This is a genomic window from Paenibacillus sp. MT86 (assembly GCF_058792535.1).
The window spans coordinates 1,831,763-1,857,313 of record NZ_CM179499.1 but is presented as its reverse complement, the minus strand read 5'-3'; the positions used below and the strand labels follow the sequence as shown (position 1 = coordinate 1,857,313).

The 25,551-nt window shown below is 53.4% G+C and carries 22 protein-coding genes; 3 read left to right on the top strand and 19 right to left on the bottom strand.

What is annotated here, in order from left to right:
- Positions 1–120: 120 nt before the first annotated feature.
- The 6 genes from alaS to cymR all read right to left on the bottom strand — a co-directional run bounded on the left by alaS (position 121) and on the right by cymR (position 6,857).
- Positions 121–2,748: an alanine--tRNA ligase gene (gene alaS, locus AC3RCL_RS08010; protein ID WP_492535128.1), complete on the bottom strand. Its 2,628-nt coding sequence runs from the start codon at positions 2,746–2,748 to the stop codon at positions 121–123.
- Between the two features lie 421 nt (positions 2,749–3,169).
- Positions 3,170–4,237, bottom strand: a complete 1,068-nt coding sequence (locus AC3RCL_RS08005) for an AI-2E family transporter (RefSeq protein ID WP_009592785.1) — start codon at positions 4,235–4,237, stop codon at positions 3,170–3,172.
- Between the two features lie 159 nt (positions 4,238–4,396).
- The gene (locus AC3RCL_RS08000; RefSeq protein ID WP_015734058.1) at positions 4,397–4,606 is read right to left on the bottom strand and encodes a YrzR-like zinc ribbon domain; all 210 of its coding nucleotides are present in this window, start codon (positions 4,604–4,606) and stop codon (positions 4,397–4,399) included.
- Positions 4,607–4,617: 11 nt separating this feature from the next.
- Positions 4,618–5,139, bottom strand: coding sequence for a PRC-barrel domain-containing protein (locus AC3RCL_RS07995; protein ID WP_009592754.1), 522 nt, complete (start codon positions 5,137–5,139; stop codon positions 4,618–4,620).
- 138 nt (positions 5,140–5,277) lie between these two features.
- Positions 5,278–6,423 (bottom strand): cysteine desulfurase family protein, encoded by a 1,146-nt coding sequence (locus AC3RCL_RS07990; RefSeq protein ID WP_492535125.1) that lies wholly within the window; start codon positions 6,421–6,423, stop codon positions 5,278–5,280.
- A 14-nt stretch (positions 6,424–6,437) separates the two neighbouring features.
- A complete protein-coding gene (gene cymR, locus AC3RCL_RS07985) occupies positions 6,438–6,857 on the bottom strand; it encodes a cysteine metabolism transcriptional regulator CymR (protein ID WP_015734056.1) in 420 nt (139 codons plus the stop codon).
- Between the two features lie 299 nt (positions 6,858–7,156).
- Between cymR and mnmA the strand changes: the two genes are divergently transcribed.
- Positions 7,157–8,266 carry a tRNA 2-thiouridine(34) synthase MnmA gene (mnmA, locus tag AC3RCL_RS07980; RefSeq protein ID WP_186326400.1) on the top strand — a complete coding sequence of 370 codons (1,110 nt, stop codon included), beginning with the start codon at positions 7,157–7,159 and terminating at the stop codon, positions 8,264–8,266.
- A gap of 74 nt (positions 8,267–8,340) precedes the next feature.
- Here the strand turns inward: mnmA and nrdG are convergent, their stop codons facing one another.
- The 4 genes from nrdG to AC3RCL_RS07960 all read right to left on the bottom strand — a co-directional run bounded on the left by nrdG (position 8,341) and on the right by AC3RCL_RS07960 (position 13,216).
- Positions 8,341–8,844 (bottom strand): anaerobic ribonucleoside-triphosphate reductase activating protein, encoded by a 504-nt coding sequence (gene nrdG, locus AC3RCL_RS07975; RefSeq protein WP_492535123.1) that lies wholly within the window; start codon positions 8,842–8,844, stop codon positions 8,341–8,343.
- Positions 8,841–11,075: an anaerobic ribonucleoside triphosphate reductase gene (locus AC3RCL_RS07970; protein WP_492535122.1), complete on the bottom strand. Its 2,235-nt coding sequence runs from the start codon at positions 11,073–11,075 to the stop codon at positions 8,841–8,843. Before AC3RCL_RS07970 ends, nrdG begins: the two co-directional genes overlap by 4 nt.
- Before the next feature lie 236 nt (positions 11,076–11,311).
- Positions 11,312–11,851 carry a PCYCGC domain-containing protein gene (locus AC3RCL_RS07965; RefSeq protein ID WP_492535121.1) on the bottom strand — a complete coding sequence of 180 codons (540 nt, stop codon included), beginning with the start codon at positions 11,849–11,851 and terminating at the stop codon, positions 11,312–11,314.
- Between the two features lie 57 nt (positions 11,852–11,908).
- Positions 11,909–13,216 (bottom strand): replication-associated recombination protein A, encoded by a 1,308-nt coding sequence (locus AC3RCL_RS07960; RefSeq protein ID WP_492535120.1) that lies wholly within the window; start codon positions 13,214–13,216, stop codon positions 11,909–11,911.
- Between the two features lie 240 nt (positions 13,217–13,456).
- Here AC3RCL_RS07960 and AC3RCL_RS07955 point away from each other — a divergent pair, with 240 nt between their 5' ends.
- A complete protein-coding gene (locus tag AC3RCL_RS07955) occupies positions 13,457–13,738 on the top strand; it encodes a hypothetical protein (RefSeq protein WP_096772940.1) in 282 nt (93 codons plus the stop codon).
- Positions 13,739–13,780: 42 nt separating this feature from the next.
- The gene (locus AC3RCL_RS07950; protein WP_492535118.1) at positions 13,781–13,909 is read left to right on the top strand and encodes a hypothetical protein; all 129 of its coding nucleotides are present in this window, start codon (positions 13,781–13,783) and stop codon (positions 13,907–13,909) included.
- Positions 13,910–14,041: 132 nt separating this feature from the next.
- Here AC3RCL_RS07950 and AC3RCL_RS07945 read toward each other — a convergent pair whose 3' ends face one another.
- From AC3RCL_RS07945 to AC3RCL_RS07905, 9 genes are all read right to left on the bottom strand, one after another.
- Complete coding sequence (locus tag AC3RCL_RS07945) at positions 14,042–16,219, bottom strand: HelD family protein (protein WP_492535117.1); 2,178 nt, start codon at positions 16,217–16,219, stop codon at positions 14,042–14,044.
- Positions 16,220–16,523: 304 nt separating this feature from the next.
- Positions 16,524–17,279: a tRNA threonylcarbamoyladenosine dehydratase gene (locus tag AC3RCL_RS07940; RefSeq protein WP_009592791.1), complete on the bottom strand. Its 756-nt coding sequence runs from the start codon at positions 17,277–17,279 to the stop codon at positions 16,524–16,526.
- Positions 17,280–17,314: 35 nt separating this feature from the next.
- Positions 17,315–19,093, bottom strand: a complete 1,779-nt coding sequence (aspS, locus tag AC3RCL_RS07935; protein WP_009592809.1) for an aspartate--tRNA ligase — start codon at positions 19,091–19,093, stop codon at positions 17,315–17,317.
- A 44-nt stretch (positions 19,094–19,137) separates the two neighbouring features.
- Positions 19,138–20,391: a histidine--tRNA ligase gene (gene hisS, locus AC3RCL_RS07930; protein WP_192569309.1), complete on the bottom strand. Its 1,254-nt coding sequence runs from the start codon at positions 20,389–20,391 to the stop codon at positions 19,138–19,140.
- A gap of 766 nt (positions 20,392–21,157) precedes the next feature.
- Positions 21,158–21,607, bottom strand: a complete 450-nt coding sequence (locus AC3RCL_RS07925) for a hypothetical protein (protein ID WP_492535115.1) — start codon at positions 21,605–21,607, stop codon at positions 21,158–21,160.
- A gap of 77 nt (positions 21,608–21,684) precedes the next feature.
- Complete coding sequence (locus AC3RCL_RS07920; RefSeq protein ID WP_009592768.1) at positions 21,685–22,191, bottom strand: type 1 glutamine amidotransferase domain-containing protein; 507 nt, start codon at positions 22,189–22,191, stop codon at positions 21,685–21,687.
- Between the two features lie 231 nt (positions 22,192–22,422).
- Complete coding sequence (locus tag AC3RCL_RS07915; protein ID WP_009592793.1) at positions 22,423–22,590, bottom strand: hypothetical protein; 168 nt, start codon at positions 22,588–22,590, stop codon at positions 22,423–22,425.
- 100 nt (positions 22,591–22,690) lie between these two features.
- Positions 22,691–23,134 carry a D-aminoacyl-tRNA deacylase gene (gene dtd / locus AC3RCL_RS07910; protein ID WP_192569311.1) on the bottom strand — a complete coding sequence of 148 codons (444 nt, stop codon included), beginning with the start codon at positions 23,132–23,134 and terminating at the stop codon, positions 22,691–22,693.
- 124 nt (positions 23,135–23,258) lie between these two features.
- Positions 23,259–25,436, bottom strand: coding sequence for a RelA/SpoT family protein (locus tag AC3RCL_RS07905; RefSeq protein WP_009592739.1), 2,178 nt, complete (start codon positions 25,434–25,436; stop codon positions 23,259–23,261).
- Positions 25,437–25,551: the final 115 nt, after the last annotated feature.

Genomic DNA, 25,551 nt, shown 5'->3' with positions numbered 1-25,551 from the left:
TCTCTACGGAAATCCAAAGCGAAATATTTAGAGAGTGTTCCAAAAAATTCGGGATTGTGTACAGCAAATGCCGCTTCCCGCTTACGGTCGCCTGCCGTACACAATCTGGACAAATCATGTTTACACGCCCCGGGCTACGAGGTCCTCCGCATGCTGCAGCGCCTGGGCAAGCTTGGAAGCATCTTTGCCCCCGGCTTGGGCCATATCCGGACGGCCTCCGCCGCCCCCGCCGCATACCGATGCGACTTCCTTAACCAGCTTGCCGGCATGATAGCCCTGCTTCACCAGCTCCTGCGGAACCGCTACGACGAAATTCACCTTGTCGCCTGCTTTGGAGCCGAGCACAAGAATGGTCTCGGGCAGCTTGCCCTTCAATTCGTCAGCGATGCCGCGGAGTCCGTCCATGCTGCCGGCCTGTACTTCGGCTGCCAGCAGCGACGTGTTGCCGACCTGCTTCACTTTGTCGGTCAGCTGGCTGGCTTCAATGGCTCCCAGCTTCCCTTGCAGGGACTCGTTCTCCCGGGCAAGATCCTTCACCTGTTGGTTCAGGCCTTCGATCCGCTTCGGCACGTCCGCAAGATTGCTCTTCAGCAAGCCGGCAGCCTGCTTGAGCAGGTCCATTTGGCCCTCCAGGTGCTCATAAGCGTAACGTCCCGTTACGGCTTCAATGCGGCGAACGCCGGAGCCGATGCCGCTCTCGCCAAGCAGCTTGAAGATTCCGATCTGGGACGTGTTGTCCACATGGCATCCGCCGCACAGCTCGATGCTGTAATCCCCGACCTGAACGACACGGACGATATCGCCGTATTTCTCGCCGAACAAGGCCATGGCGCCCATCGCCTTCGCTTCATCAATGGCCTTGCGCTCGATAACGACCGGAACGCTCTTCCATACCTGTTCATTCACGCGGCGCTCAATATCGGCCAGTTCCTCCTGCGTAATGCTGCCGAAGTGGGAGAAGTCGAAGCGCAGACGCTGCGGTTCGACAAGGGAACCTGCCTGATTGACATGATCGCCAAGCACTTCCTTCAACGCTTTATGCAAAAGGTGAGTCGCTGTATGGTTCTTGACGATGTCATTGCGCATAGCCGAGTCGACCTGCGCCTTGACCGTATCGCCCACTTTGAGCTCGCCGAGCTCGACGGTTACGAAATGTACATGCTGTCCATGCGGAGCCTTGAAGAGGCCTTCCACTCGGGCACGCACGGATCCGCCTTCCAGCATCCCCTGATCGCTGACCTGGCCGCCGCTTTCCGCATAGAACGGGGTAACGTCCAGAATGACCTGACAGGTCTCGCCTTCACTGACGCTGTCCGCAAAGCTGTCACCGGACACAATGGCAAGCACTTTCGCCTCGCTGACGGTGTCATTATATCCAACAAATTCACTTTTAACCGTATAATCGGAAAGAACGCCGCCTTGGACCTTCATGCTTTCCGTTTCATGACGGGCTGCGCGCGCACGGTCACGCTGTTCCTTCATCGCGGCATCAAAGCCCTCGCGGTCCAAGGTCAAACCGTGTTCGGACGCATAATCCTCCGTTAAATCAAACGGGAAGCCGTACGTATCGTACAATTTGAACGCGTCGCTGCCGCTGATGACGGATTTGCCCTGCTTCTTCGCTTCGGCGCTGACGTCAGCCAGGATGTTCAAGCCGTCCGAGAGCGTTTTATGGAACTGTTCTTCTTCCGTCGCAATGACCTTCTCGATAAAGGCGCGCTTCTCAACGACCTCTGGGTAGTATACTCCCATAATATCGCCTACGGTTCCGGTCAAAGTATACATGAACGGTTTGTCCAGTCCGAGCACCTTTCCGTAACGAACCGCGCGGCGGAGCAAACGACGGATGACATAGCCGCGGCCTTCGTTGGAAGGCAGCACGCCATCGCCTACCGCGAATGCAACCGTACGGATGTGGTCTGCAATGACTTTCAAAGCGATATCGTATTCCGTCTTCTCGTTGTATTTTACGCCGGCAAGTTCTGCCGTCTTCTGAATGATCGGCTGGAACAGGTCGGTATCGAAATTGGAAGCCACGTTTTGCAGAATGGAAGCAAATCGCTCCAGACCTGCGCCCGTATCGATGTTCTTGTTCGGAAGCGGTGTATAGCTGCCGTCCTTGTTGTGGTTGAACTGGGAGAACACGAGGTTCCATACTTCAAGCCAGCGTTCGTTCTCGCCGCCGGGGAACATTTCGGATTCGGGTGCCTCCGTGTCGTATCCTTCGCCGCGGTCATAGAAAATCTCGGTGCAAGGTCCGCATGGTCCTTCGCCGATATCCCAGAAGTTATCCTGCAGCTTGATGATGCGCTCCTTCGGGAGACCGATTTTCTCGTTCCACAGTTTATAGGCCTCCTCGTCCTCCGGATACACGGTTACGGACAGCTTCTCCGGATCGAAGCCGATCCACTTTTTGTCCGTCAGGAATTCCCAGGCCCAGGTGATCACTTCTTCTTTAAAATAGTCGCCGATGGAGAAGTTGCCCAGCATTTCGAAGAATGTATGGTGCCGGCGGGTCTTGCCGACATTCTCGATATCGTTGGTACGAATGCATTTCTGCGAGTTGGCAATTCTCGGATTTTCCGGCTTCACGCGCCCGTCGAAGTAAGGCTTGAGCGGAGCCATGCCTGCATTAATCCAGAGCAGGGACGGGTCATTATGCGGTACAAGCGATGCACTCGGCTCAATATTGTGGCCTTTCTCTGCAAAAAACTCTAGCCATTTGGAACGGATCTCACTAGCTTTCATCTCTACACTTCCTTCAGTCATAATATAGGGATACAATCATCTGTATCCGAACACAAAAAACGCCCCTGAATATAATTCAGGGACGAATGTTCTCGCGGTACCACCCTGGTTATCGTCCATTCATCCTCCAGCATGTCTTCCTTGGATAACGAATACGACGATCGCCTCGTAACAGCCTGATAACGGGAGCCGCCCGGTGAATTTGAATCACACTCGAAAATTAGCATTCGGCTAGGGACGCTTCCAGGTTCTCGCAGCCAGCCGGAAATTCTCCGGGCAGGAACCTGTTCTCTGGGCAAGGTGCACAAAGCCTACTCGATTTTGTCATCGATTTTAACGGTTATAGGTTTATCATTTCAAGTATATATAGGGGGAATCCATCTGTCAATGCATGAACATGCCTGGTTATCGGCCGAAGGGGTCAACCGGATTTCTTCCTGACATAATAAGCGAAAACATGCTGCAGCAGCACTTTGATGACGGCAAAGACCGGTACGGCCAGAATCAGACCCACGGTTCCTGCCACCTGTCCGCCGACAAGGAGCGCAAATATGATCAGAAGCGGATGCATATGCAGCTTCTTGCCGACCACTTGCGGCGAAATGACATTGCTCTCCAGCGTCTGGCAGACCATATTGACCACCGCCACCAGCAGCACCATCCTCCAGGAAATCGTGGATGCCATCACAAGCGCAGGAGCCGCCCCGAGAAAGGGGCCTAGATACGGGATGATGTTAAACACCGCCACGATGCTGGCCAGCAGCAGCGCGTACGGCATGCCCACGATCATGTACCCCACGTAAGCGAGAACGCCGATGATCAAGCATACCAGAAATTGTCCGCGGACATAATTCCCGAGGGCCGTGTCGATCTCTTTCAGCAGCGTGACGATCGACTTCCGGCGGCTCCGCGGCAGATAGGATACGGCGGTTCGCTGGAACACCTCAAAATCTTTTAATATGTAGAAGATCAGGAACGGAACAATTAACACATTAAACAGGATGTTGATGGTGTTGCCGATATTGTCCATGAAATCCGAAATTCCACCGGCCAGCCTCGACTCCATCTGCAGGAACCAGCTGTTGACGCCTGTCCTTACTCCCGGGGGCAGCAGCCTGCTGTCCAGATTGGTCATCAGGCTTTGGGCGTTCATCGATAATTCAGGCAAGTGCTCGTTGAGCTCCTCCAGCTGCCGGATCAGCATTGGAATCATATTGATCAGAATGACGGCCAGCGAAGTCAGGAAGACGGCATAAATGAGCAGCACCGCAATGCTTCGCGGAACTTTGCGGTCAGAGAGCGTGCATACAATCGGATTCAACACATACGATATGATCATGGCAACCAAAAATGGCGCCAGGACGGCCTTAAGAAAGCGATAGACATCCAGAAACAGCGGGCGCAGCAGCCAGACAAAATAAAGGGAGATGAGTCCAAGCATCAACCAAACCAACAACCGAAACCATTTGTTCTCGGTCAGCTGTTCCACACAGGCACCCTCCTTTTTTCGAAAGCTACCCTGTAGTATATGTACAAGCTTCCAGAAATAAACTAACATTTCCGCCGGCCAAAATGAAAAAGACTCCTGCTACTCAGCCGCACGGGCCTTAAGCAAGGAGTCGTTGATCTTACGCTATGTACGCGTTCTTCAGGAAGACGCGTGCATCTGAGGAAAATCCGGCTGCATGTCATCGCCGAAGAACAAATCATCCAGCGAGCTGAGCGTGCCGTCCTCTTCTACCTGGTATACGGACATTTTCTCTCCGTTAACCGTCAATTCGATAAAGCAACCCCAGCAATAAAACTGGTGGGAGCCGATTTTTCCGATATCTTTGGAACTACAGTTTGGACATTTCATCCTACCTCACCCTATCCGTTCACAGAATTAATGGCTTTTTCCAGACGCTGTTCGCTCATCGGGGGTACCATGACGGCACTCTCGCCGATAGCCATTTCCGCTGTGCAAGGCAGCCATTTGCGACCTTCGATCAAATCCGAGACAAATCCATCGGATATTTCCAACCCTAGTATTGTATTGCCCTGTTCCTGCTCAAAATAAACATCCGATATACGACCGAGCAGGACACCATCCTCTGTCAGGACCTGCATCTCTTTCAATTTGCGCTTGCCCAAAAGGTACGTAAGCGGTATATCGTTGGCGCCCAATTTGCGGACAGCCTCTTGGCTCCGGATCATGACGGCATCTTCCCCGTAGGCTACGATATCTTCCCATGAGACGCTTTTCACATGAGAGGAAAACAAAGCCTTGCCTTCAAGCTCCAATCCGGTAATCAACCAGTTCTCATCTAGTATAAAATCGTGGATTTTGCCGATTTCCTTACCGTTCTCCACGTCGAATACAGCCAGTCCGATCATTTCTTGAAGTTTCATAACCGTGGACACCTCCTCATCCTTCATGGTTTGAAATTAACCGCGGTTCCCAAAAAACGCTGACCGACGGGCAATTTCCAAGGATGAAATGGACGAACGCATACCCCCTATTCCGTAGAAGGAGAAATCCCTTAACATCTATTTACGTAACCGATTCAGGATGGTTCCAATTTTTTGGGCAGTGTACTCCATTTCTTGAGTAGTATTACCCAAACCGAAACTAAAACGAATCGCGGAGCGCAAAACAGGGTCAGAAAGTTTCATTGCTCGGAGTACATGGGATATTTCCAGGGATCCCGACGTACAAGCCGAGCCGCTTGCCGCCGCAATTCCTTCCATATCGAGGTTCATCAGCATCGTCTCCGTATTGGCACCGGGAAAGCTGATATTCAGGATGTGAGGTAGGTGATGTTCCGGGTTTCCATTGATCACAATAGAATTCTCTCCAATCTCCTGACGAAGCCCGTCAAGGAGGGTCGATCTCAGTTCGCGATAATGCTGGATTCGCGTCTCCATATTCTGCACGGTCCATTCCACTGCCGCCGCAAAACCGGCGATTCCGGCCATATTCTCTGTCCCGGCCCGGCGCTTCTTCTCCTGCAGCCCTCCGAACAGACGGGGAGATACGCTGAGTCCCCTGCGGACGACCAAAGCGCCTACGCCCTGCGGCCCGTTGATTTTGTGGGCGGAGAAGCTCCACATATCCACCGGCAGCTCGCGGCAGTTGATCACCTCCGAGCCCAATGCCTGAACGGCATCGGTATGGAATACGATTCCGCGGCTCCGGCATAACTCGCCGATTTCGGCGATCGGCTGAACGGTGCCTACTTCATTGTTGCCGTACATGATGGTCACCAGCGCCGTGTTGTCCTGAATCGCGCCCGCAATGTCCTCTACAGAAACACGCCCTGTAGGGTCCACCGGGACATAGGTAACCTGGCAGCCCCGCCGTTCCAGCTCATGGCAAGTGTGGAGCACCGCATGGTGCTCCACCGCTGACGTAATCACATGTCTGCCTTCCACGCCCAAGGACTCCAGCAGTCCCAGGACAGCCAGGTTATCGCTCTCGGTCCCGCCTGCGGTAAACACCAGCTCGTCCGAATGGCATCCCAACAAAGACGCTATTCGATCACGCGCCCCGTTCACGATCTTCTTCGCTTCCCGTCCAAAAGCATGGACGCTCGAAGCATTGCCGTATTGGCTCGTCATGACATTCATCATCCGCTCCGCGACCTCCGGATGAACCGGGGTTGATGCGGCATGATCCAAGTATACTGATTTCATCTCCGTCGTCACCCTTAAATGTAAAACATATAGTTGTCTGCAGCAGACTGTTCATGGTAATTGATCAGATAGTCCAGCGTCGTGGAATCCAGCACTTCAGCGATGCTGTCGCGGATCCGGAGCCAGAGGTCACGCTTCGCCGGATCGTCCTCTTCCGTAAAATCGACGGGGGATATCGGCCCTTCCAGAACGCGGATGACGTCCCCTGCCGTGATGGATGCCGGGTCCCGGGAAAGGATATATCCGCCGTATGCACCGCGGATGCTCTTAACCAAGCCCGCATTCCGCAGCGGCGCGATCAGCTGCTCAAGATAATGTTCCGACAGCTGGTTCTTCTCGGCTATGCTCTTCAGCGAAGTCGGCCCTTCGCCGAACTTGGCGGCCAGCTCCATCATAATCGTTAATCCGTATCTTCCTTTTGTTGATATCTTCAAAGGTGACACCTCTTTCGGTAATTTGTATATTATGTCCATCCTGTACATGAGTTGTAGGTGGCGGGCGAGCGATAAATACGTCGTAATCCATGAGTAAAGCAGCTTATCCTGTATTTTTCTCCGTATTCCGATCATTACCCTCAGCTTATCGTAACATATCCTGGACCCCAATGGGTAATATTCCAGCTGGAAACTCGAAAAATGTTCACCCTGAGTGGACAAAATGAAACGTGTGAACCTTGTTCCAATATGTTAAAATACCTCCATGGGCACAATTCAATATGAAAATGGTGATAACGATGTCAAAAGAAAAACATAACACTCGTATCGTTGTCGGCATGTCGGGAGGAGTCGACTCCTCCGTAACAGCGCTCCTGCTCAAACAGCAGGGCTATGAAGTGATCGGCATCTTTATGAAAAACTGGGATGATACCGATGAGCTTGGCTACTGCACAGCCGAAGCGGACGCTGAAGACGTGCGCCGCGTGTGCGAGCAGCTCGACATTCCCTACTATACCGTCAATTTCGAGAAGGAATACTTCGATAAAGTATTTTCCTATTTCCTCGATGAATATAAAGCCGGGAGAACGCCGAACCCCGATGTCATGTGCAACCGCGAGATCAAATTCGGCGAATTTCTGAACAAGGCCATGGACCTGGGAGCCGACTACGTCGCTACCGGCCATTACGCCCGCGTCATCGAGGAGGACGGACAGTACCGGCTGCTGCGGGGTGTGGACAGCAACAAAGACCAAACCTACTTCCTCAATGCGCTGAGCCAAGAGCAGCTTGCCAAGGCGATGTTCCCGATCGGGCATCTGCCGAAACCGGAAGTCCGCCGACTTGCTGAGGAGGCCGGGCTGTATACTGCCAAGAAAAAAGACAGCACCGGCGTTTGCTTCATCGGCGAGCGGAATTTCAAGGAGTTCCTTGGACAATACCTTCCCGCCCAATCCGGCGATATGGTGGACATTGTCACCGGTGAAGTAAAGGGCCGCCATGACGGCTTGATGTACTACACGCTGGGGCAACGCCAAGGCCTCGGGATCGGCGGATCCGGCTCCGGGGAGCCTTGGTTCGTAGCCGACAAAGATTTGACCAACAATATTTTGTACGTAGTTCAAGGCGATCATCCGAGCTTGTATTCGACCGGACTCGTTGCCTCCGGAATAAATTGGATTGCAGGACAAGACGCTATGCCCAAAGACGCCTACACCTGCACCGCCAAATTCCGCTACCGTCAGCCGGACCAGGAAGTAACCATAACTCCGCGCGAAGACGGAACCGTTCATGTCGCGTTTGCGAAGCCGCAAAAAGCGATCACGCCGGGACAAGCCGTCGTCTTCTATCAAGGGGACGAATGCCTTGGCGGGGGAACGATCGAAACGGCGGATAAAGTTCCTTATTAATCCGCTGAATGATACGCGAAGAGCACACACTTGATACGGAATATTCCGTAAAGCGTGTGCTCTTTTTTTGCGTGCTAGCGAAGAATATACTCCACGGCAATTCCCTGCTCCATGCTGGCGGCTACATCGATGAAACGCTGATTCGAGCTGCCCCGGAAAGGAAGCGAGACATCCCTGCGCTCCAACTCGAATTTGCCGTCAACGATGACGTCGCACAGCAGGGCCAATTCGCGCAGCTTCGGCTGCCTCAGCAGCGCTTCGAAGGTGAACCCCGTGTAGGCCCATACGTTTTTTGCGGGACAGAGGGTCCTGAACCTGCGTACGAATGCCGCACATTCTTCCGGGGAGAAGAAGGGATCTCCACCGCATAAGGTCACGCCATCCAGCAAAGGATTGTCCAGGATATCCTGCAGTATCGCCGCTGACATTTCTTCGGTAAAGGGCTCCCCCGTTTCAAAGTCCCAGGAATCCGTATTAAAACATCCGGCGCAGGCATGGCGGCAGCCGCTCACGAATAGAACCGCACGAAGTCCGGGGCCTTCATTGATGCTCTCGGGGATGTATCCGCACACATTCACAAATGCTTCACCCGATCCCGAACCTCGGCCTGCTTGGCCGAATTGAAGCGCTCCGTATAATTGCCCGTTAAATATCCCGTTACCCTCCGCAGCCGCTGGAAGTTTCCATCCGTCTCCAAAGCGCCGCATCCAGGGCACGCACTTCCGATAATGCCTTCGTAGTTGCATGCCGGGCACCGGTCGACGGGATGGTTAACGGAGAAATATCCGATGTTCTGCTGCAGGGCAAACTGCACGATGTCCCGGAAAGCAGCCGTATTCTGCCTTGCGTTGCCGTCCAGCTCCACATACGAAATCGCTCCGGCGTTGCACAGCTCATGGAAAGGAGCTTCGGAACGGATTTTGCGGTAGGCGGCCATCGGATAGTACACGGGTATATGAAAAGAATTCGTGTAATATTCGCGGTCAGTCACACCCTCGATCACCCCGAAGGTCTGCCGGTCGAGCTTCGTGAATTTCCCGGATAACCCTTCTGCCGGCGTGGCAAACAGCGTGATGTTCAGGTTATACCTTTCACCGGCTGCATCGCAAAACCGGCGCATATGCCGGATGATCTCGATCCCCAGCCCTCGGCTGTCCTCATCCTCGCCGTGATGCCGTCCGGTCAACGCCTTCAGGCATTCGGCCAGCCCGATAAATCCAAGCGCCAGGGTGCCGTGCTTGATCAGCTCGCGCACCTTATCCTCCGGCGCCAGCGCCTCGCCGCCTTCCCACACGCCCTCCCGCATCATGAAATCGGACGCTTTGGCCGGTTGGTCGGCCTGCAGCTCGTAACGGTGAATCAAGCCCTCCACCGCAATTCTCATATAATGATCCAGCTGTTGATAGAAACGGTTCAGGTCCGGCACTTCCCGCTTTCCTTGAACGATGCCATGTTCAATCCCGAGCCGGACCAAATTGATCGTATTAAAGGACAGGTTGCCCTTGCCGCTTAGGCGGTTTCGCCCAAAGCGATCCGAAATCGTGCGGGTCCTGCAGCCCATGGTGGCAATAATCGTGTCCGGGTCGCCCGGGTTATAATAGACGAGATTAAACGACGCGTCCACGTTGACGAAATTCGGATAGAGCCTGCGGCTGGAGCACTCGACGGCTTTCAGGAACAGGTCGTAATTCGGCTCGCCTTCCGCCTGGTTGACCCCCTGCTTGCACTGGAAAATATGCTGCGGAAATATCGGCGTCTCTCCCCCGCCGAGCCCCTTCATCGTGGCATCCAGCAGGGCGTGGGACACCAGCCTTCCTTCGGTTGACGTGCACATGCCGTAATTCAACGAAGTGAAAGGAATTTGTCCGCCGGCCCGGCTGCTCATCGTATTCAAATTATGGATCAAGGATTCCGCGGCCTGCTTTGTTTCATTCACCGTTTCATGATAGGCATAATGGTATATTCGCGGATATGTGTCCTTCAGCTGCTCATTGTCTATGTATATTTCGTGATCCTCAAGAGCTCGTTCATACGGCCGATCCGCTCCCAGCCCCGCTTCTCCGAAGTAGGCCAGCCCTTTGCGAAAATGCCGACGAAACGATTTGCCGACATACGGCGCGAGATCCCAATCGATTTTGCTGCCGGACACGCCGCCGAATTGGCTGTTCTGCTGGGATTGAAAGATGATGGCTACCAGCGCCATGGCGGTCATGATGCTCTGCGGCGGCCTGACCGATCCGTTACCGGTATTGAAGCCCTTGGCCAGCAACCGGCCGAACGGGATGAAGATGCAGTTCGTCGTTCCCAGCGCATACTGGTCCAGGTCATGAACGTATACATACCCATCCCTCACCGCTCTCGTGAGCTCTGTCGGCAGGATGAATTTGCTTGCCATCCATTTGGCGTATTCGGAGCCGATCCGGCTCATTTTTCCGCTGAAGGATTCCCCGTTCAGATTCGCGTTCTCCCGCAGCAGGTCCAAATCGGTTACCCCGATCACATCCCTGCTGATCTTATAAAGCTCTCCCCGCCGCATCCGCTCCAGATCGCGGGCCTCCCTGTAATGTTGATAGGCAGCTGCTACTTCGGGATAACCCGTGCTTTGCAAATGCTCCACAACGAAATCTTGAATCTCCTCCACGCTAACCTGGTCCATCCCCGCAGTGGCATGGGCAACCTCATCTCCAATCCGCAAGGAAGCATCCTTGCGGGAAACACCCTCTACCGCCATAAAAGCTTTATCCACCGCCTCCACGATTCGGATCGTCTCAAATTTTACCAGGCATCCGTCTCTCTTCATGACCTTCATGAATAGGAACAACTCCTCTTCTTCATATCGTTAACACACTATATATAGTTTTATTTTATCAATTTACATCCATATATAGTTTAGTGCTGTGATATAGGTCACGATGGTCGGTCTTTAAAATCGAATAGGGCTGCACTTACGCGTAACCCTGAAGGGGATACTGCCCTACAAAAAAAAGGCACCTCGGGCGATCCTTGGATCACCATCGGGTACCTTCTTGTTTGACCGATGACAATTTAACTTTCCACAGGCGGCATCGGGGTTGGCGTCGGCTTGGCATAGCCGGTGCTGTATTTCTCGTCGATCGCGGTCCGGATATCCGTTAAGCTCATACCCTCGCTGCTCATTTTGGCAGATTCCACGGCAATGTCCAAACACACCCCGCAGCGGGTGCCGTGATCGTCCCACACCACCGTGCCGTCCTCCTGAATCTCATCGATAAAACAGTTCAGGTTGCTCTCATGACCGGCACTTTCCCCGCAGCCGCAGTAACAAGGAATGTATTTCAGGACATTACTCACCTGCGCGGACAAAGCATAAATCGTTTGGAGCTCGCTGGTCTGGCTCTTCAAAAAGGTCGGCAGCTCATCGATCGAAGACGTCGCCTCCTGGATATCCCCGTTGGACAGCTGCGTCTGATGTCCGTGCTCATGCGCCGCCTCGGCTGCCTGTCCACCTGCGACCTGCTCCTGGGCGCTTTTTCCCGAACAGCCGCTCAGCATAAGGCCGGCGGACAGCAGCAGGATGACAAACCGTTGTTTCCCTGTTTTCATCATTCATTTCCTCCATTTAATTAAGCTAGCGGCCGTAAATCCCGTTATCGCCATACGACCCTATTCTTCGCGTCGTAATCGCTGGTTGTGGGCGATCTTGGCTTCGTTCCCCTGCTCCGTGGCCTGATAGAACACCCGGCGGGAGAGCTCCTTCGGCAAATACTCCTGCTTCACGTAATGGCCCGGATAAGCGTGCGGGTACTTGTAGCCGACATGTCCCAGCTTAACCGCCCCCGAGTAATGCGCATCGCGCAGATGCAGCGGAACCTCCGCCGATTTCACTTCATCCATGGCGGACATCGCGCGGGATATGGCGGATACAACGCCATCGGATTTCGGGCTCTCCACGGCGAACAGGATCGCCTGGGCGATATTCAGCTTGGCTTCCGGCCAGCCGTTGTTCCGGTAGGCATCCAATGCGCTTACCGCCTGCACCATGGCTTGGGGATTGGCCAGCCCGATATCCTCGCTGCTGGCAGCAATCAGGCGGCGGATGAACACCATCGGGTCCATGCCGAGCTTTTCGACTGCATACAAAAACCAGAACAGCGCTGCATCGCTGGAGCCCCGAATGCTCTTGTGAAAAGCGGACAGCACATCATACTGCGTGGACTCGTCCGCACGCACGGTAGGCCGGCGAATCGATTCCTCCGCCACCTCCAGCGTGATATGGACCGTACCGCTTGCGTCCGGCGGCGTCGTCATCGCGGCCAGCTCCAGCGCATTGAGTGCACGCCGGATATCCCCGTTCGCCATGGCTGCAATGTGCTCCAGCGCTTCCTCATCGGCCTTGAGATCCATGAACCCAAGACCCTTTTCTTGATCGATCAGCGCGCGCCGCATCGCGATCATGGAATGGTCCTTGGTCAGCGGCTGTAGCTGAAACAAAGTGGACCGGCTCATTAGAGCCCCGTTGACATAATGAAAGGGGTTCTCGGTCGTCGCGCCGATAAATATGATCGTGCCGTTCTCCACGGCAGGCAGCAGCGCATCCTGTCTGGAGCTGTTGAAGCGGTGCACCTCATCCAAAAACAGGATCGTTTTGGTACCGTACAGGCTGCGGTTGCTCTGGGCTTGTTCAATGACTTCCCTAACGTCCTTGACCGTGGCTTCCACCGCGTTCAGCCGAACGAAATGCCCCTTCGTTTGCTGGGATATGATATGCGCAAGCGTTGTTTTGCCGCATCCCGGCGGGCCGTACAATAAAATCGATGAGACCTGGTCTGCCTCTATGGCCCGCCGGAGCAGTTTGCCCGGTCCGATAATATGCTCTTGTCCTATATATTCATCCAGCGACGAAGGGCGCATCCGATCGGCCAGCAGCCGGGAGTCCCGGTCCCCTTCACGCCCGATACTGAATAAATCCATGGCTACACTTCCTTGTCTGATATCGATGCAAAAATAAGTCGATTCCATTCAATCCATCACGCTCTATCATATCATATTCGAATTCGCCGTGCCTGCGCTGCGGCAACTTCCTGTCCTACGCTTCATTCGTCCCATGGCTCGGATATTGCATTTTATTTTGATCATATCCAACTTTTATCGAACCGGAAGCGTTTCATATAATAGGGAAGCGTTTGAAAAGCCTGATCTGGGGAGAATGTGATGACGACTCGCAAAAAATCCGTACGCAAATTGTATAACGCGGTGATCCATATGACGTTCAGTATACTGGGGCTCTACCTTCATGCCAGCACCTATCATCTTTTACAAGAAACATTCGGCCCCGGTTACCTCGACGATGAGAGACTGGCGATGAACCTGCTGTATGCCGTTCTTATCCTGCAGTTCCTGCTCGGCTTATACGTCTTCATACGTTCAGCCATCATGCTTTACGAGTACAGGCAGGGAATCCGGAGTGAGGATGACGACGAGGTCTTGTTATGAAGCGTGTCGCTTAACCACTATCCACGAAGGGAGACTATGGAATTGAAACGAAAGCCTATGCGAAAAATGACCCTCTTCATCCTTCTGGCCGTTGCCTGTTCCATCCTTGCTGTCTGGACTTTGATCCGGTTTATCGAAAATCTGGGCTCCTCCTACCAAATGCTTGGTTAACCCCCTAACAAGCCCCTGCACAACAAATAAGTCCCGCAGAGGCTAACACATGCTGCCATGTGAATCCCTGCGGGACTTCCGATTCTCTCTATTGACATTCCGGGAGCCGACAGCCGATTCGCAATCGCACGATTACTCCGCCGGCCAACCGCTCGCCATGATCTCTGAATTCTCTGCCATGATATACGAAGGCAGCGGCTCCCCGTGCAGCAGCCACAGCTCATGCAGTGCACGCGTACAGCCTACATACATCAACTTGGCATCCCAAGCTTTCTCCGCGTAATGCGCCCGGTCCGCATCCGCCACCACAACGGCATCGAACTCAAGCCCTTTGGACAAGTACACGGGGAGCACGGAATATCCGCCCTGATACGTTCCTTTGCTGCCATCGATCAGATTCAACATCGGCCAGGACGGGCTTAACTCCTCATGCAGCTCTTTCGCTTCCCGCAAGGTGCGGGTGAGAATGGCTACCGTCCGGTATTCCTTGGCAATGAGCGCCCCCATGGCCCGCTCCAAATCCTTCCTTCTGGCGTTCGCGGCATCATAAGGAATGAGGCGGACGGCATCGCCGCTACGGAATACGGGCACGGCGAGCAGGTCGCTTGCGACCCCCTTCTCCAGTATCCCATTGGCAAATTCAATGATCTCCATCGTGGAACGGTAACTGCGCGTCAGCGCAAAATAAGCCGTTTCCTCTTCCTTGAACAGGGAGCTCATTTCTTCCCATGCATGCACGCCGCGATACGCATGAATGCCCTGCGACAGATCGCCTAGTATGGTGAAGGAATGTCCTCTTACGAATAGATCCAGCACAGCCACCTGAAACGGAGAGAAATCCTGGGCTTCATCGATGACGATGTGGTCAAACCGCTGTTCTGAAGAAATATCGTTCAGCAAGCAGTGGAAATACAGCAGGGCAGGCAAATCCTCTTCCCGGACCACATTCTTCTTCAGATCTTTGCGCGTGTCTGCTAGCACCTCGGACGGAATAAGAGCGGAGAGCTCTTCAAACCATGATCCGGTCACCTTAGCCGCACCAAACAACTGTTTATATAATGAGATCGGCTCAAATTTCGGCCAGCGATTGGCATAAGCTTTTTCGCGTTGTGCCGCTTTTTTCTTCCGTTCTTTCAGCACGGCCGCCGATGGCGATTTCTTCAGCTCCATCTCGACCCAGCGATGCAATCTGGCGAGCAGCCGTTCCTTTCGTTTCGCCAGCGGATAGGGCTTATATTCCTGGTAGAACCATTCCGCAATCGTCTCCTGCTTCAGGATGGCTCCATCCCATGGAGAGAAATCCCCGTCCGGAAGGGCCTCTGCTTCGACGTACTCCACGCAGCGACGGACGATCTCCATCAGCCTTAATGAGCCTTTATAGCGTCCGCTTACATTGTCGTCGATATCCGGCGTTCCCTGGCCCGGTTCCGTCTCGAACCACTGATGAAGCGTCTGCGCATGATCCTCCGAGGACAGCTGAATATCAAGCAGCTTCGCCGCCCAATCGCCAAAGGTCCGCTGCTGAATATCGCCAACTCCGAGCTCGGGCAGCACATCGGATATGTAATCCAGGAACATGAGGTTTGGCGCGAATATGATCATTTTCTCGGCCGTTACCTGCTCCTTGTACTGGTAGAGCAAATAAGCCAGCCGATGCAGCGCCACCGTCGTTTTTCCGCTTCCCGCCACCCCTTGGATGATGAGGGCGGTGTTCTTGGCCGCCCGGATGATTTTATCCTGCTCCGCTTGGATCGTGGATACGATATCCCGCAGCCGGTTATCCTTGTTCTCTCCGAGACGGTAGACCAAAAACTCATCGGATACGGCAGGTCCGCCGCTTTCCCGATTGTACGTGTCCGATACCCGCTCCAAAATTTGCTTGCGGATCACGACGTTTCGTTTTAAATACACAAGCCCCTCGATGATTCCTTCGGGCGCTTCGAACGAAGCCGGATCGGTACCGCCCGTAAAGGAGTAGAATAAACTCGCGACCGGAGCCCGCCAATCAATCACCATCGGGTGATCACCAGCGTCCGCCTTGTCAAAGCCTATCTTCCCGATGTAGAGCGGTTTCTTCGCCCCCGTTCCGTTCTCTTGGAAATCCAGCCTTCCGAAATAAGGCTCCGGCAAGCTTTTGGCGAGGGCCTGCCGTTTCTCTTCCCGGCCTGCCTCGAGCACCTGCTCCGTAAAATCATGGCCCGTGTATACCGGAATACCGCGCAGCCGTTCAAGCTGACGGTCAATTTCAACGATAACCTCGTTTAGCCTTGACTCTTCTTCTTGATAGGCACTTTGAAAAGATTCTGACACTTTCAGTTACCTCCTAAGAACATATTTTTTCGTATCGAAGTCTGGCTTTAGGGCCGTGACACAAAAAGGAGTTCCATTGTAGCACAACTCGCCGGGATATACTAGCAAAGCGCTGTCACAGGAATTGTATTGTTTGGGTTTGCTGTCCTAAACGCTTGTCCACGGCAGCAAAAAACGCAGCGTCCATTGCTGGACACTGCGTTTGGTTAACCACGCTCAATTTTGCCGAAAGGCTGTTCTTTCTTTCTGCCTTCCTTTTGTCTATCGTTTTCTCGATCCGAGTTTAATGTGTCCTGACACCCCGTTACAACGAGACGCCGCCTTTTTCGAGCAGCTCTTTCACCGTCACGCTGACCATGATCAGTCCCGCCACAGGCGGCACGAATGCATTGCTTGCCGGCGGCTGCTTCGCCTTCCGGATTTCCGGAGCATTCTCGGGCACGATTTTCTCCGTCACGTCCTGGCGGGGTTTCATCGGCTCTTCCAGAGAGAACACGACCTTGACCCCTTTCTTAATGCCGTCCTTGCGCAGCTTGGTGCGCACGATCCGGGCAATCGGATCCATGGAGGTTTTGGAGATGTCGGCCACCTGGAACTTCGTCGGGTCCATTTTGTTGGCCGCGCCCATGCTGGAGATGATCGGAATGCCGCGACGCAGGCACTCCTTGATTAAATGCACTTTATAAATAATCGTATCCGAGGCATCGATCACATAATCCAGCTCGTACTTAAACAGCTCTTCATACGTTTCTTCGGTGTAGAACATGTTCAGGGCGATCGCTTCACATTCCGGATTGATCAGTTTGACCCGATCGACCATCAAATCCGCTTTCTTCTGACCCACCGTCGTCGTTAACGCGTGGATCTGCCGATTGATGTTCGTGATGTCCACCACGTCTTTGTCGATCAGAATGATGCGGCCGACTCCGGTTCGGGCGAGGGCCTCCACCGCAATGGAACCCACGCCGCCGATACCGAGCACCGCCACGGTGCTGTTCTTCATCACTTCAAGGCCTTCGGGACCGATGGCTAATTCCGTTCGGGAAAATTGGTGCAGCATAATTCAAGCAACCTCCTTTATCAAGAACAACAGGCTTATTTTTTCTCGTCGCCCGGCTTCTTGGCGAGTTTGATATGCAGCTGCTCCAGCTGTCCTCCGTCCACCTGGGAAGGAGCGTCCATCAACAGATCCGTTGCGCTTGCCGTTTTCGGGAACGCAATCGTTTCACGCAGATTGGTGCGTCCGGCAAGCAGCATGACCAAACGGTCCAACCCGAAGGCGATTCCGCCGTGCGGAGGCGTGCCGTACTCAAAGGCGTCCATAAGATAGCCGAATTTGTCGTGCGCCACTTCCGGCGACATGCCAAGAGCCGCAAACATTTTCTCTTGGATCTCGCGTTTGTAAATCCGCATGGAACCGCCGCCTACTTCGTATCCATTCAGAACGATGTCGTAAGCCTCGGCGCGTACGGCAAGCGGATCCGTATCCATCAATTCTAGATCCTCGTCTTTTGGACGGGTGAACGGATGATGCTCGGCCACATAGCGCTTCGCCTCTTCGTCATAGCTGAACAGCGGGAAGTCCAGCACCCAAGCAAACTTGTATTCGTTGTCGTTGATCAGGCCAAGCTGGCGTCCGATTTTCAAACGGAGCGCGCCAAGCACGTCGGCAACCACTTTTTTGTTGTCTGCAGAGAACAGCAGCAGGTCTCCGTCTTCGGCTCCCGTGCGTTCTCTTACCGCTTCAATCTCCTGCTCGCTGAAGAATTTCACGATTGGCCCTTTGAATTCGCCCTCTTTCACTTGAATCCAGGCAAGCCCCTTCGCTCCGTAACGGGCTGCATACGGTCCGAGATCGTCAATTTCCTTACGGGTCCAGGTGCCGCAGCCTTTAGCGTTCAAACACTTCACTTCGCCGCCTTTTTCAATGACGGAAGAGAATACTTTGACGCCGCTGCTTGCAACGATGTCGTTCATTTCGATCAGTTCCATGCCGAAGCGGAGATCCGGCTTATCGGAGCCGTATTTGCCCATGGCGTCGGCATAACTGATACGCTGGAACGGCGTCGCCAGCTCAACGCCGATGGTTTCCTTGAACAGCTTCACCATCAGCTGCTCCATCATGTTCAGCAGGTCTTCCCGATCCATGAAGGATGTCTCGATGTCGACCTGGGTAAACTCCGGCTGACGGTCGGCCCGCAAGTCTTCGTCACGGAAGCAGCGCGCAATTTGGTAGTAACGCTCAAGTCCGCTCACCATAAGGAGCTGCTTGTAGATTTGCGGGGATTGCGGAAGCGCAAAGAATTCGCCTGCGTGTACGCGGCTCGGCACGAGATAGTCGCGCGCGCCTTCCGGCGAGCTCTTGGTCAGAATTGGCGTCTCCACATCCACGAAGCCCTCATCATCGAGGAAGTCGCGGAATACTTTCGATGCTTTGGAGCGCAGCATCAGCGTTTTTTGCATCTCCGGACGGCGAAGGTCCAGATAACGATACTTCAGGCGGAGCTGCTCATCCACTTCCACGCCGTCTTCGATAAAGAACGGAGGCGTTTTGGCTGCGTTCAGCACTTCGATGCTGGTTACTTGTACTTCGATTTCGCCTGTCGGCAGGTTCGGGTTGAACGTTTCCGGATCACGCTTTACGACTTTCCCGGATACGGCCACCACGAATTCGCTGCGGACTTTATCGGCAACGGCCAATGCCTCGCCGGAGAAATCCGGGTTAAATACGATTTGCATGATGCCGCTGCGATCGCGCAGATCGATGAACAGCACGCCGCCCAAGTCGCGGCGGGTTTGTACCCATCCGTTCAGTGTTACAGTTTCTCCAATGTTCGCGGTTGTCAGGTGACCGCAATGATGCGTCCTTTTCATCGGTTATCATTCCCCTTTAGTATAATTAAGCCGCTTTACGGCGATTAAACAAATTCCTGTACCAGGCTATCCAGCCTCACGGTTCGCTGCTCGCCGGTCTCCATCGACTTCAATGCGATTTCGCCCCGCACCAGCTCGTCGTCGCCCAGAATGGCGGTATAACGGGCTTGCAGACGATCGGCCGATTTCATCTGGGCTTTCATTTTCCGGCCGAGATAATCGCGTTCCGCGGACACGCCATTGCTGCGGAGTTCGTAGATCAATTTCGCCAATTCCCGCTCGGCGGCTTCACCCAGCGCCACCAGATAGACATCCAAAGGCTTCGAGGCCGACAGATTGACGCCTTGATGCTCCAGAATCAATTGGATACGCTCAAGGCCGATGCCGAACCCGATGCCCGGCTGATCCGGTCCGCCGATCTGGCCGACGAGACCGTTGAAGCGTCCGCCCCCGCCTACCGTATCAATCGCACCGATGCCCTGGGCCTTGAATTCGAAGGCGGTATGCGTGTAATAGTCCAATCCCCGAACCAGTCTTGGATTGATCTCATACTCGATGCCCATGGCGTCCAGGTACCCTTTGACTTTCTCGAAATGCGTGCTGCACTCCTCGTCCAGGCTGTCCAGGATCGAAGGCGCATCACCGAACTTCCCTTGGTCCTTCTTGCAATCCAGCACGCGAAGCGGGTTGCGTTCCATGCGCGACTGGCAGTCCGAGCAAAGGCTGTCTTTCATCGGTTCCAGGAAAGCAAGCAGCGCACTGCGGTAAGCTGCCCTTACCTCGGGCGTTCCCACGGAGTTAATCTCTGCTTTTACCCCGTTCAGTCCAAGTTCCTTGTAGAAGCTGTACCCCAGCGCAATGACCTCGGCATCGATAGCCGGATCCGCGGTGCCGAACACCTCAACGCCGAACTGGTGGAACTGGCGGTATCGGCCCGCCTGCGGCCGCTCATAGCGGAACATGGGCCCCATATAGTACAGCTTCGTGACATCGGGCTCTCCATACAGCTTGTTTTGCACGTAAGCCCGAACGACGCCTGCCGTCCCTTCCGGACGAAGAGTCATGCTGCGATCCCCTTTGTCCTTGAACGTGTACATTTCCTTCTCTACGATATCCGTCGTTTCGCCGACCCCGCGTTCGAACAATTCGGTCTGTTCGAAGATCGGTGTGCGAATTTCGCGGTAGTTGTACCTCCGGCATAGATCCCGTGCCTTTTCCTCGATAAACTGCCATTTCTCGACGGCTCCTGGCAGGATGTCCTGCGTGCCTGTCGGCTTCTCGAATTTCTCGTTTGCCATCTTCATCCCTCCGCGTCCTATGACATACTCACATTTTGAACATGTCCCTTGCTAGATCTGTTTAACTATGGAAAAACTCCTAGGGAGTCATTTCTCAACAAGCCGTGAAACCAAAAAATCTCCCGTCCCGCTGTCCTAAGACAACAGGGACGAGAGATGTTTAATTTATCACCCGTGGTACCACCCACATTCCGGCGGCGACACATCCTAACATGTGTTCAACCATCCGCTTCATCCGTATAACGCCCGGCCGCGCAGTTCGGCTACTGTCTATCCCACCGGTTAACCGGTGCTTGCTTCGCCGTCTGTTCTCGGGGAGGTCATTCGTCCACTCATCAAGCGAATCCTTACAGCCAAGGGATTCTTCTCTGGTCTTGTGGGGATGGAGTACTTGTTCCCGTCATGAAATCCGTTATTCATAAATATAGTATACCCAAAACATTATATTTTTAGATTCTAATGAACCGCCGCACTAAAGTCAAGAAACTTTGTAGAAATTTCCCGAAAAAAGAAAAAGACCTACAAACCACTGTTGTAGGTCCAAAACATATATTATATAAAAAAGGGGGTCATGCTGTTATTATAAACAGGGAATATTAAAGAAAGATTGAACAAACATTACAGTTATATTACAAGCAAGAAAGCGCTTTTATGCCATAGAGTTGAAAAGGGCCGCTCCACCAAAGGAACAGCCCTTTTTTGCGTTTCGGGCGGATAAGCCCTTCTTAGTAACTCATCGCCTGCCGGTCTATTTGCTAATCAGACATTAATCAAATCGCTCCACATAAGCGTTATTCGCCCGCAAATCATGCACGATCTGATCATAGTCCTCGTCCCTTACCTTAACGGACAGGGTATATCTGAGATCGTCATAGTCCCCGTCGGTCACGTCCGCTTCCCGCCATCCGTCGCCGGGCAGATCATCGCTGTCCGTCCGATCCTGGGCGATGTCGCGGCTGGTATCCCTTGCCCCCACAATCACCCCGGGAGCCCCGACTACGCCGCCGGGAGCCCCCATCGTTGTAGCCCCTGCGGTAGCTCCGCCCGTGCCGGCATTGCCCCATGGCACCAGCGGCACGAGGATATTCCCTCCGCTTCGGACCGAATCCTGAAGCTGTCCTACTTCCAGCTGTTCCGTGTTGTACGTCAGCAGCCTCGTCCTTGCGCCTTCAGCGTCGTCTTCCGTCCTGAAATAAGCTTGAATTTGTCTAGACATGTCCATTCCTCCTTTTTTTCAACCCGTGTGTTTGAAAGATCGGTATTACATGGACAACCATACAGCTAATTTAGCGCCTACAGCGCTTTTAACAGCTCGCGCACGAAGGCCGGCTCGTCTTTCGGAGTCCGGGACGTAATGAAATTCCGATCCACGACGACTTCCTCATCCTTAAAGTTGGCGCCGGCGTTTACCATATCATCCTGAAGCGGAGGATAGGAAGTGATCGTGCGTCCCTTCAGCAGGTCGGCGCTTGCCAAAATTTGCGGCCCGTGGCATATCGAGGCAATCGGTTTGCCTGCCTTGTCCGCTGCTGCAACAAACTGCAATATATGGGAATCCAGACGCAAGTTTTCCGGAGAAGAACCGCCTGGAATAACCACCGCATCATAATCGTTTATGTTGACGTCCGCAATGGCTTTATCGGTTGTGTAGGAAGCCTTGCCCTGTTTGCCCTTTACCTCTTGTCCTTGTTTCAATCCAATGATATCAGCCTGATGCCCCGCTTCCTTCACGGCATCGTAAGGAGTTTTCATCTCGGAATCTTCGAATTGGTCGGCTAGTAGAAATGCTACTTTACTCATCTGGCATGTCTCCTTCCTGAAATGTCCTCGATTTGTTATTACCCTGGAATCTCTTTTTTATAACAGCGGAATTCACGAAAAAGGCCCATGAACGGAGCTTGGCTGCAACAGGCATTGTCTGAAGGAAGCTTTGAGTATGGCGATGATCGGCGAACGTCAAAAAGAGCCTGAGATCATCTCAGGCTCCGCTTATAAAAATCCGCATTTATGACACGCGACGCTGTGCTGAATCTACGATCGGGGCAGCTGCTTCCGCATATTTCCCTTGATGCTGATGAGCTGTGCAGATTCTTCCGGCGCCGAAACCATCCGTTCCGTGCTGGCTGCTTCCCTGACGCCTCCGGTCCCGACCGTCGCAGGCAAACTGCTCCATATCGAAAATTTGGGGGATTGACGCATTTCGTACGGCTCCTTTATTTGCGAATAACAACCTTCGATTATTCACTCAGGATGCCCCATCTCTCCGATATGATGCATGCTGCTATCCTTTCCACGCAGGTTAGGATCGGCTGTCGATAATTAGCGTCACCGGTCCCCAGTTGGTCAACGACACGTCCATCATCGCTCCGAACACCCCGGTCTCCACCTGCAATCCCTTCGCCGAAAGCTCGCGGTTAAACGACTCGTACAATGCATTCGCTTCATCCGGTTTTGCGGCAGCCATAAAGTTCGGCCGCTTTCCTTTGCGGGTGTCTCCATAGAGGGTAAATTGGGACACCGACAGAATCGCTCCGCCCACGTCCTGGACGCTGAAATTCATTTTTCCGTCCTCATCCTCAAAAATCCGCAGCCCCGCTACCTTTTCCGCAAGGTATTTGGCATCCTTCTCTTCATCCTCATGCGTCACGCCGACCAGCACCATCAATCCCGCTTCAATCTTGCCGACGATTTCATTATCCACTGTGACTTGCGCATTCTTGCATCGTTGAATGACCACTCTCATCGGTTTAGCTCCTTCATCTTCAAAAAATAAAACGGCCTGTCTCCCTCAGGATAACAGACCGCATTCGTATTATCCTCCGGGATCGTCATGAACCCCGGGACCATTCCCTTAGCGCATCGTGCCGTCACTGCATGATCCGATGAACGGTATACACATCCTTCACCCGCTTGATTCGCTCCACTACGGATTGGAGATGATCCGTATTGCGAATCAGGATGGTCATGTGGATCATGGCCATTTTGTTCTTGTCGGATCGACCCGTGACGGCGGAAATGTTCGTCTTGCTCTCGGAGACGGCCTGAAGGACTTCGTTCAGCAATCCGTTGCGATCGTGTCCCGTCACTTCAATATCGACGCTGTAATTCGCTTCGACGGCCGTTTCCCATTCCACCTCAATCACGCGTGCCGCATCCTCGCCCTCATCCGTTGTCGGCAGATTCGCGCAATCCGAACGATGGACCGATACGCCGCGGCCGCGGGTTACATAGCCTACAATATCGTCGCCGGGTACGGGATTGCAGCATCTTGCGAAACGCACGAGCAGGTTATCAATCCCTTTGACGCGGACGCCGTTGGTCGGGCGGCTGCGCTTCTCGGCCGGCTTGATTTCCTTCATCTCGGAGGTTAATTCAAGCTGGTTGGCTTCCTCCTGCTCCTTGCGCAGCTTCTCGGTCACCTTCGTACAGATCTGCGCGGCAGTGATACCGCCGAAGCCGACCGCCGATAGCATATCCTCGATATCATTAAAAGCGAATTTCTTGGCCGCTTCCATTAATTTATCGTCCGTCGTCCACTCGGACACGTCAAGACCGAGGCGCTTGATTTCGCGCTCCAGCATCTCGCGGCCCTTCTCGACGTTCTCTTCGCGCTTCTCTTTCTTGAACCACTGCTTGATTTTACTTCGGGCATGCGAGGATTGGGCAATCTTCAGCCAGTCCTGGCTTGGACCGTAGGAATGCTTCGACGTCAAAATTTCCACGATATCGCCGGTTTTGAGCTGATGATCCAGCGGAACGATTCTTCCGTTGACCTTGGCACCAATGGTGCGGTTTCCTACTTCGGTATGAATTCGGTAGGCAAAATCGAGGGGAACGGAGCCGGAAGGCAGCTCGATCACCTCGCCTTTTGGCGTAAACACAAATACCAAATCCGAGAAAAAGTCCATTTTCAAAGATTCTACAAATTCCGACGCATCCTTCGTTTCATGCTGCAGCTCCAATATCTCGCGGAAAAACGTCATCTTGTTGTCGAAGCTGCCCCCGTTGCCTGCTGAGCCTTCTTTATACGCCCAGTGTGCCGCGATACCGAACTCCGCCGTTCGATGCATCTCCCAGGTGCGGATCTGAACCTCCGTCGGCTCCCCGTTAGGCCCTACCACCGTCGTGTGGAGGGACTGGTACATATTCGTTTTTGGCATGGCGATATAATCTTTGAAGCGGCCAGGCATCGGCTTCCACAGGGTGTGGATGATGCCGAGCGTGGCATAACAATCCTTGATATTGTCCACAATAATGCGGATTGCAAGGAGATCGTAAATTTCGTTGAACTGCTTGTTCTTCACCGTCATTTTCTTGAACACGCTGTAGATATGCTTGGGTCTGCCCGACAAATCGGCTTGAATGCCCATCTCGTCAAGCTTCTCGCGGATGCAGACGATGACGTTGTCGATGTACTGCTCCCGCTCCGCACGCTTCTTGTGCATCAAATTCGCAATGCGGTAATACTGCTGCGGATTCAAGTAACGAAGCGCAATGTCCTCCATCTCCCACTTGATCGCGGAAATACCGAGACGATGGGCTATCGGACAAAAGATTTCCAAGGTTTCATAGGAAATGCGGCGCTGGCTCTCCTCGGATTGGTACTTAAGAGTACGCATATTATGAAGCCGGTCCGCCAGCTTGATGACGATTACGCGGATATCCCGTGCCATGGCGATAAACATCTTGCGATAATTTTCGTTTTGCTGCTCTTCTTTGGATCGGAATTGGATGCGTTCCAACTTCGTTAAACCATCCACCAGCATTGCGCAGGTATCCCCGAAACGCTCGCGGATCTGCTCGAGCGATACGGTTGTATCCTCAACGACATCGTGAAGCAATGCAGCAATAATGGACAATGTGTCCATCTGCATGTTCACCACGATGTCTGCAACCGCAAGCGGATGAAGAATATAAGGTTCTCCCGATTTCCGCACTTGTCCGTGGTGGGCTTGCTCCGCAAATTCATAAGCTTCCTGGATGCGGAGAAGATCGGGTTCTTTTATATAGGCGCTGGCCTTTTCGAGTAATCGCTCTATGCCCATTTTGGAGTCCTTCTCTTCCCTTTCTATATAAAATGGAACCCGCCCTTGTCAAAACGTGCAGGTTCCCTCGTGATTGTTTTCCTATCATTATGACGCTTGCGGCGTTATACGTCAA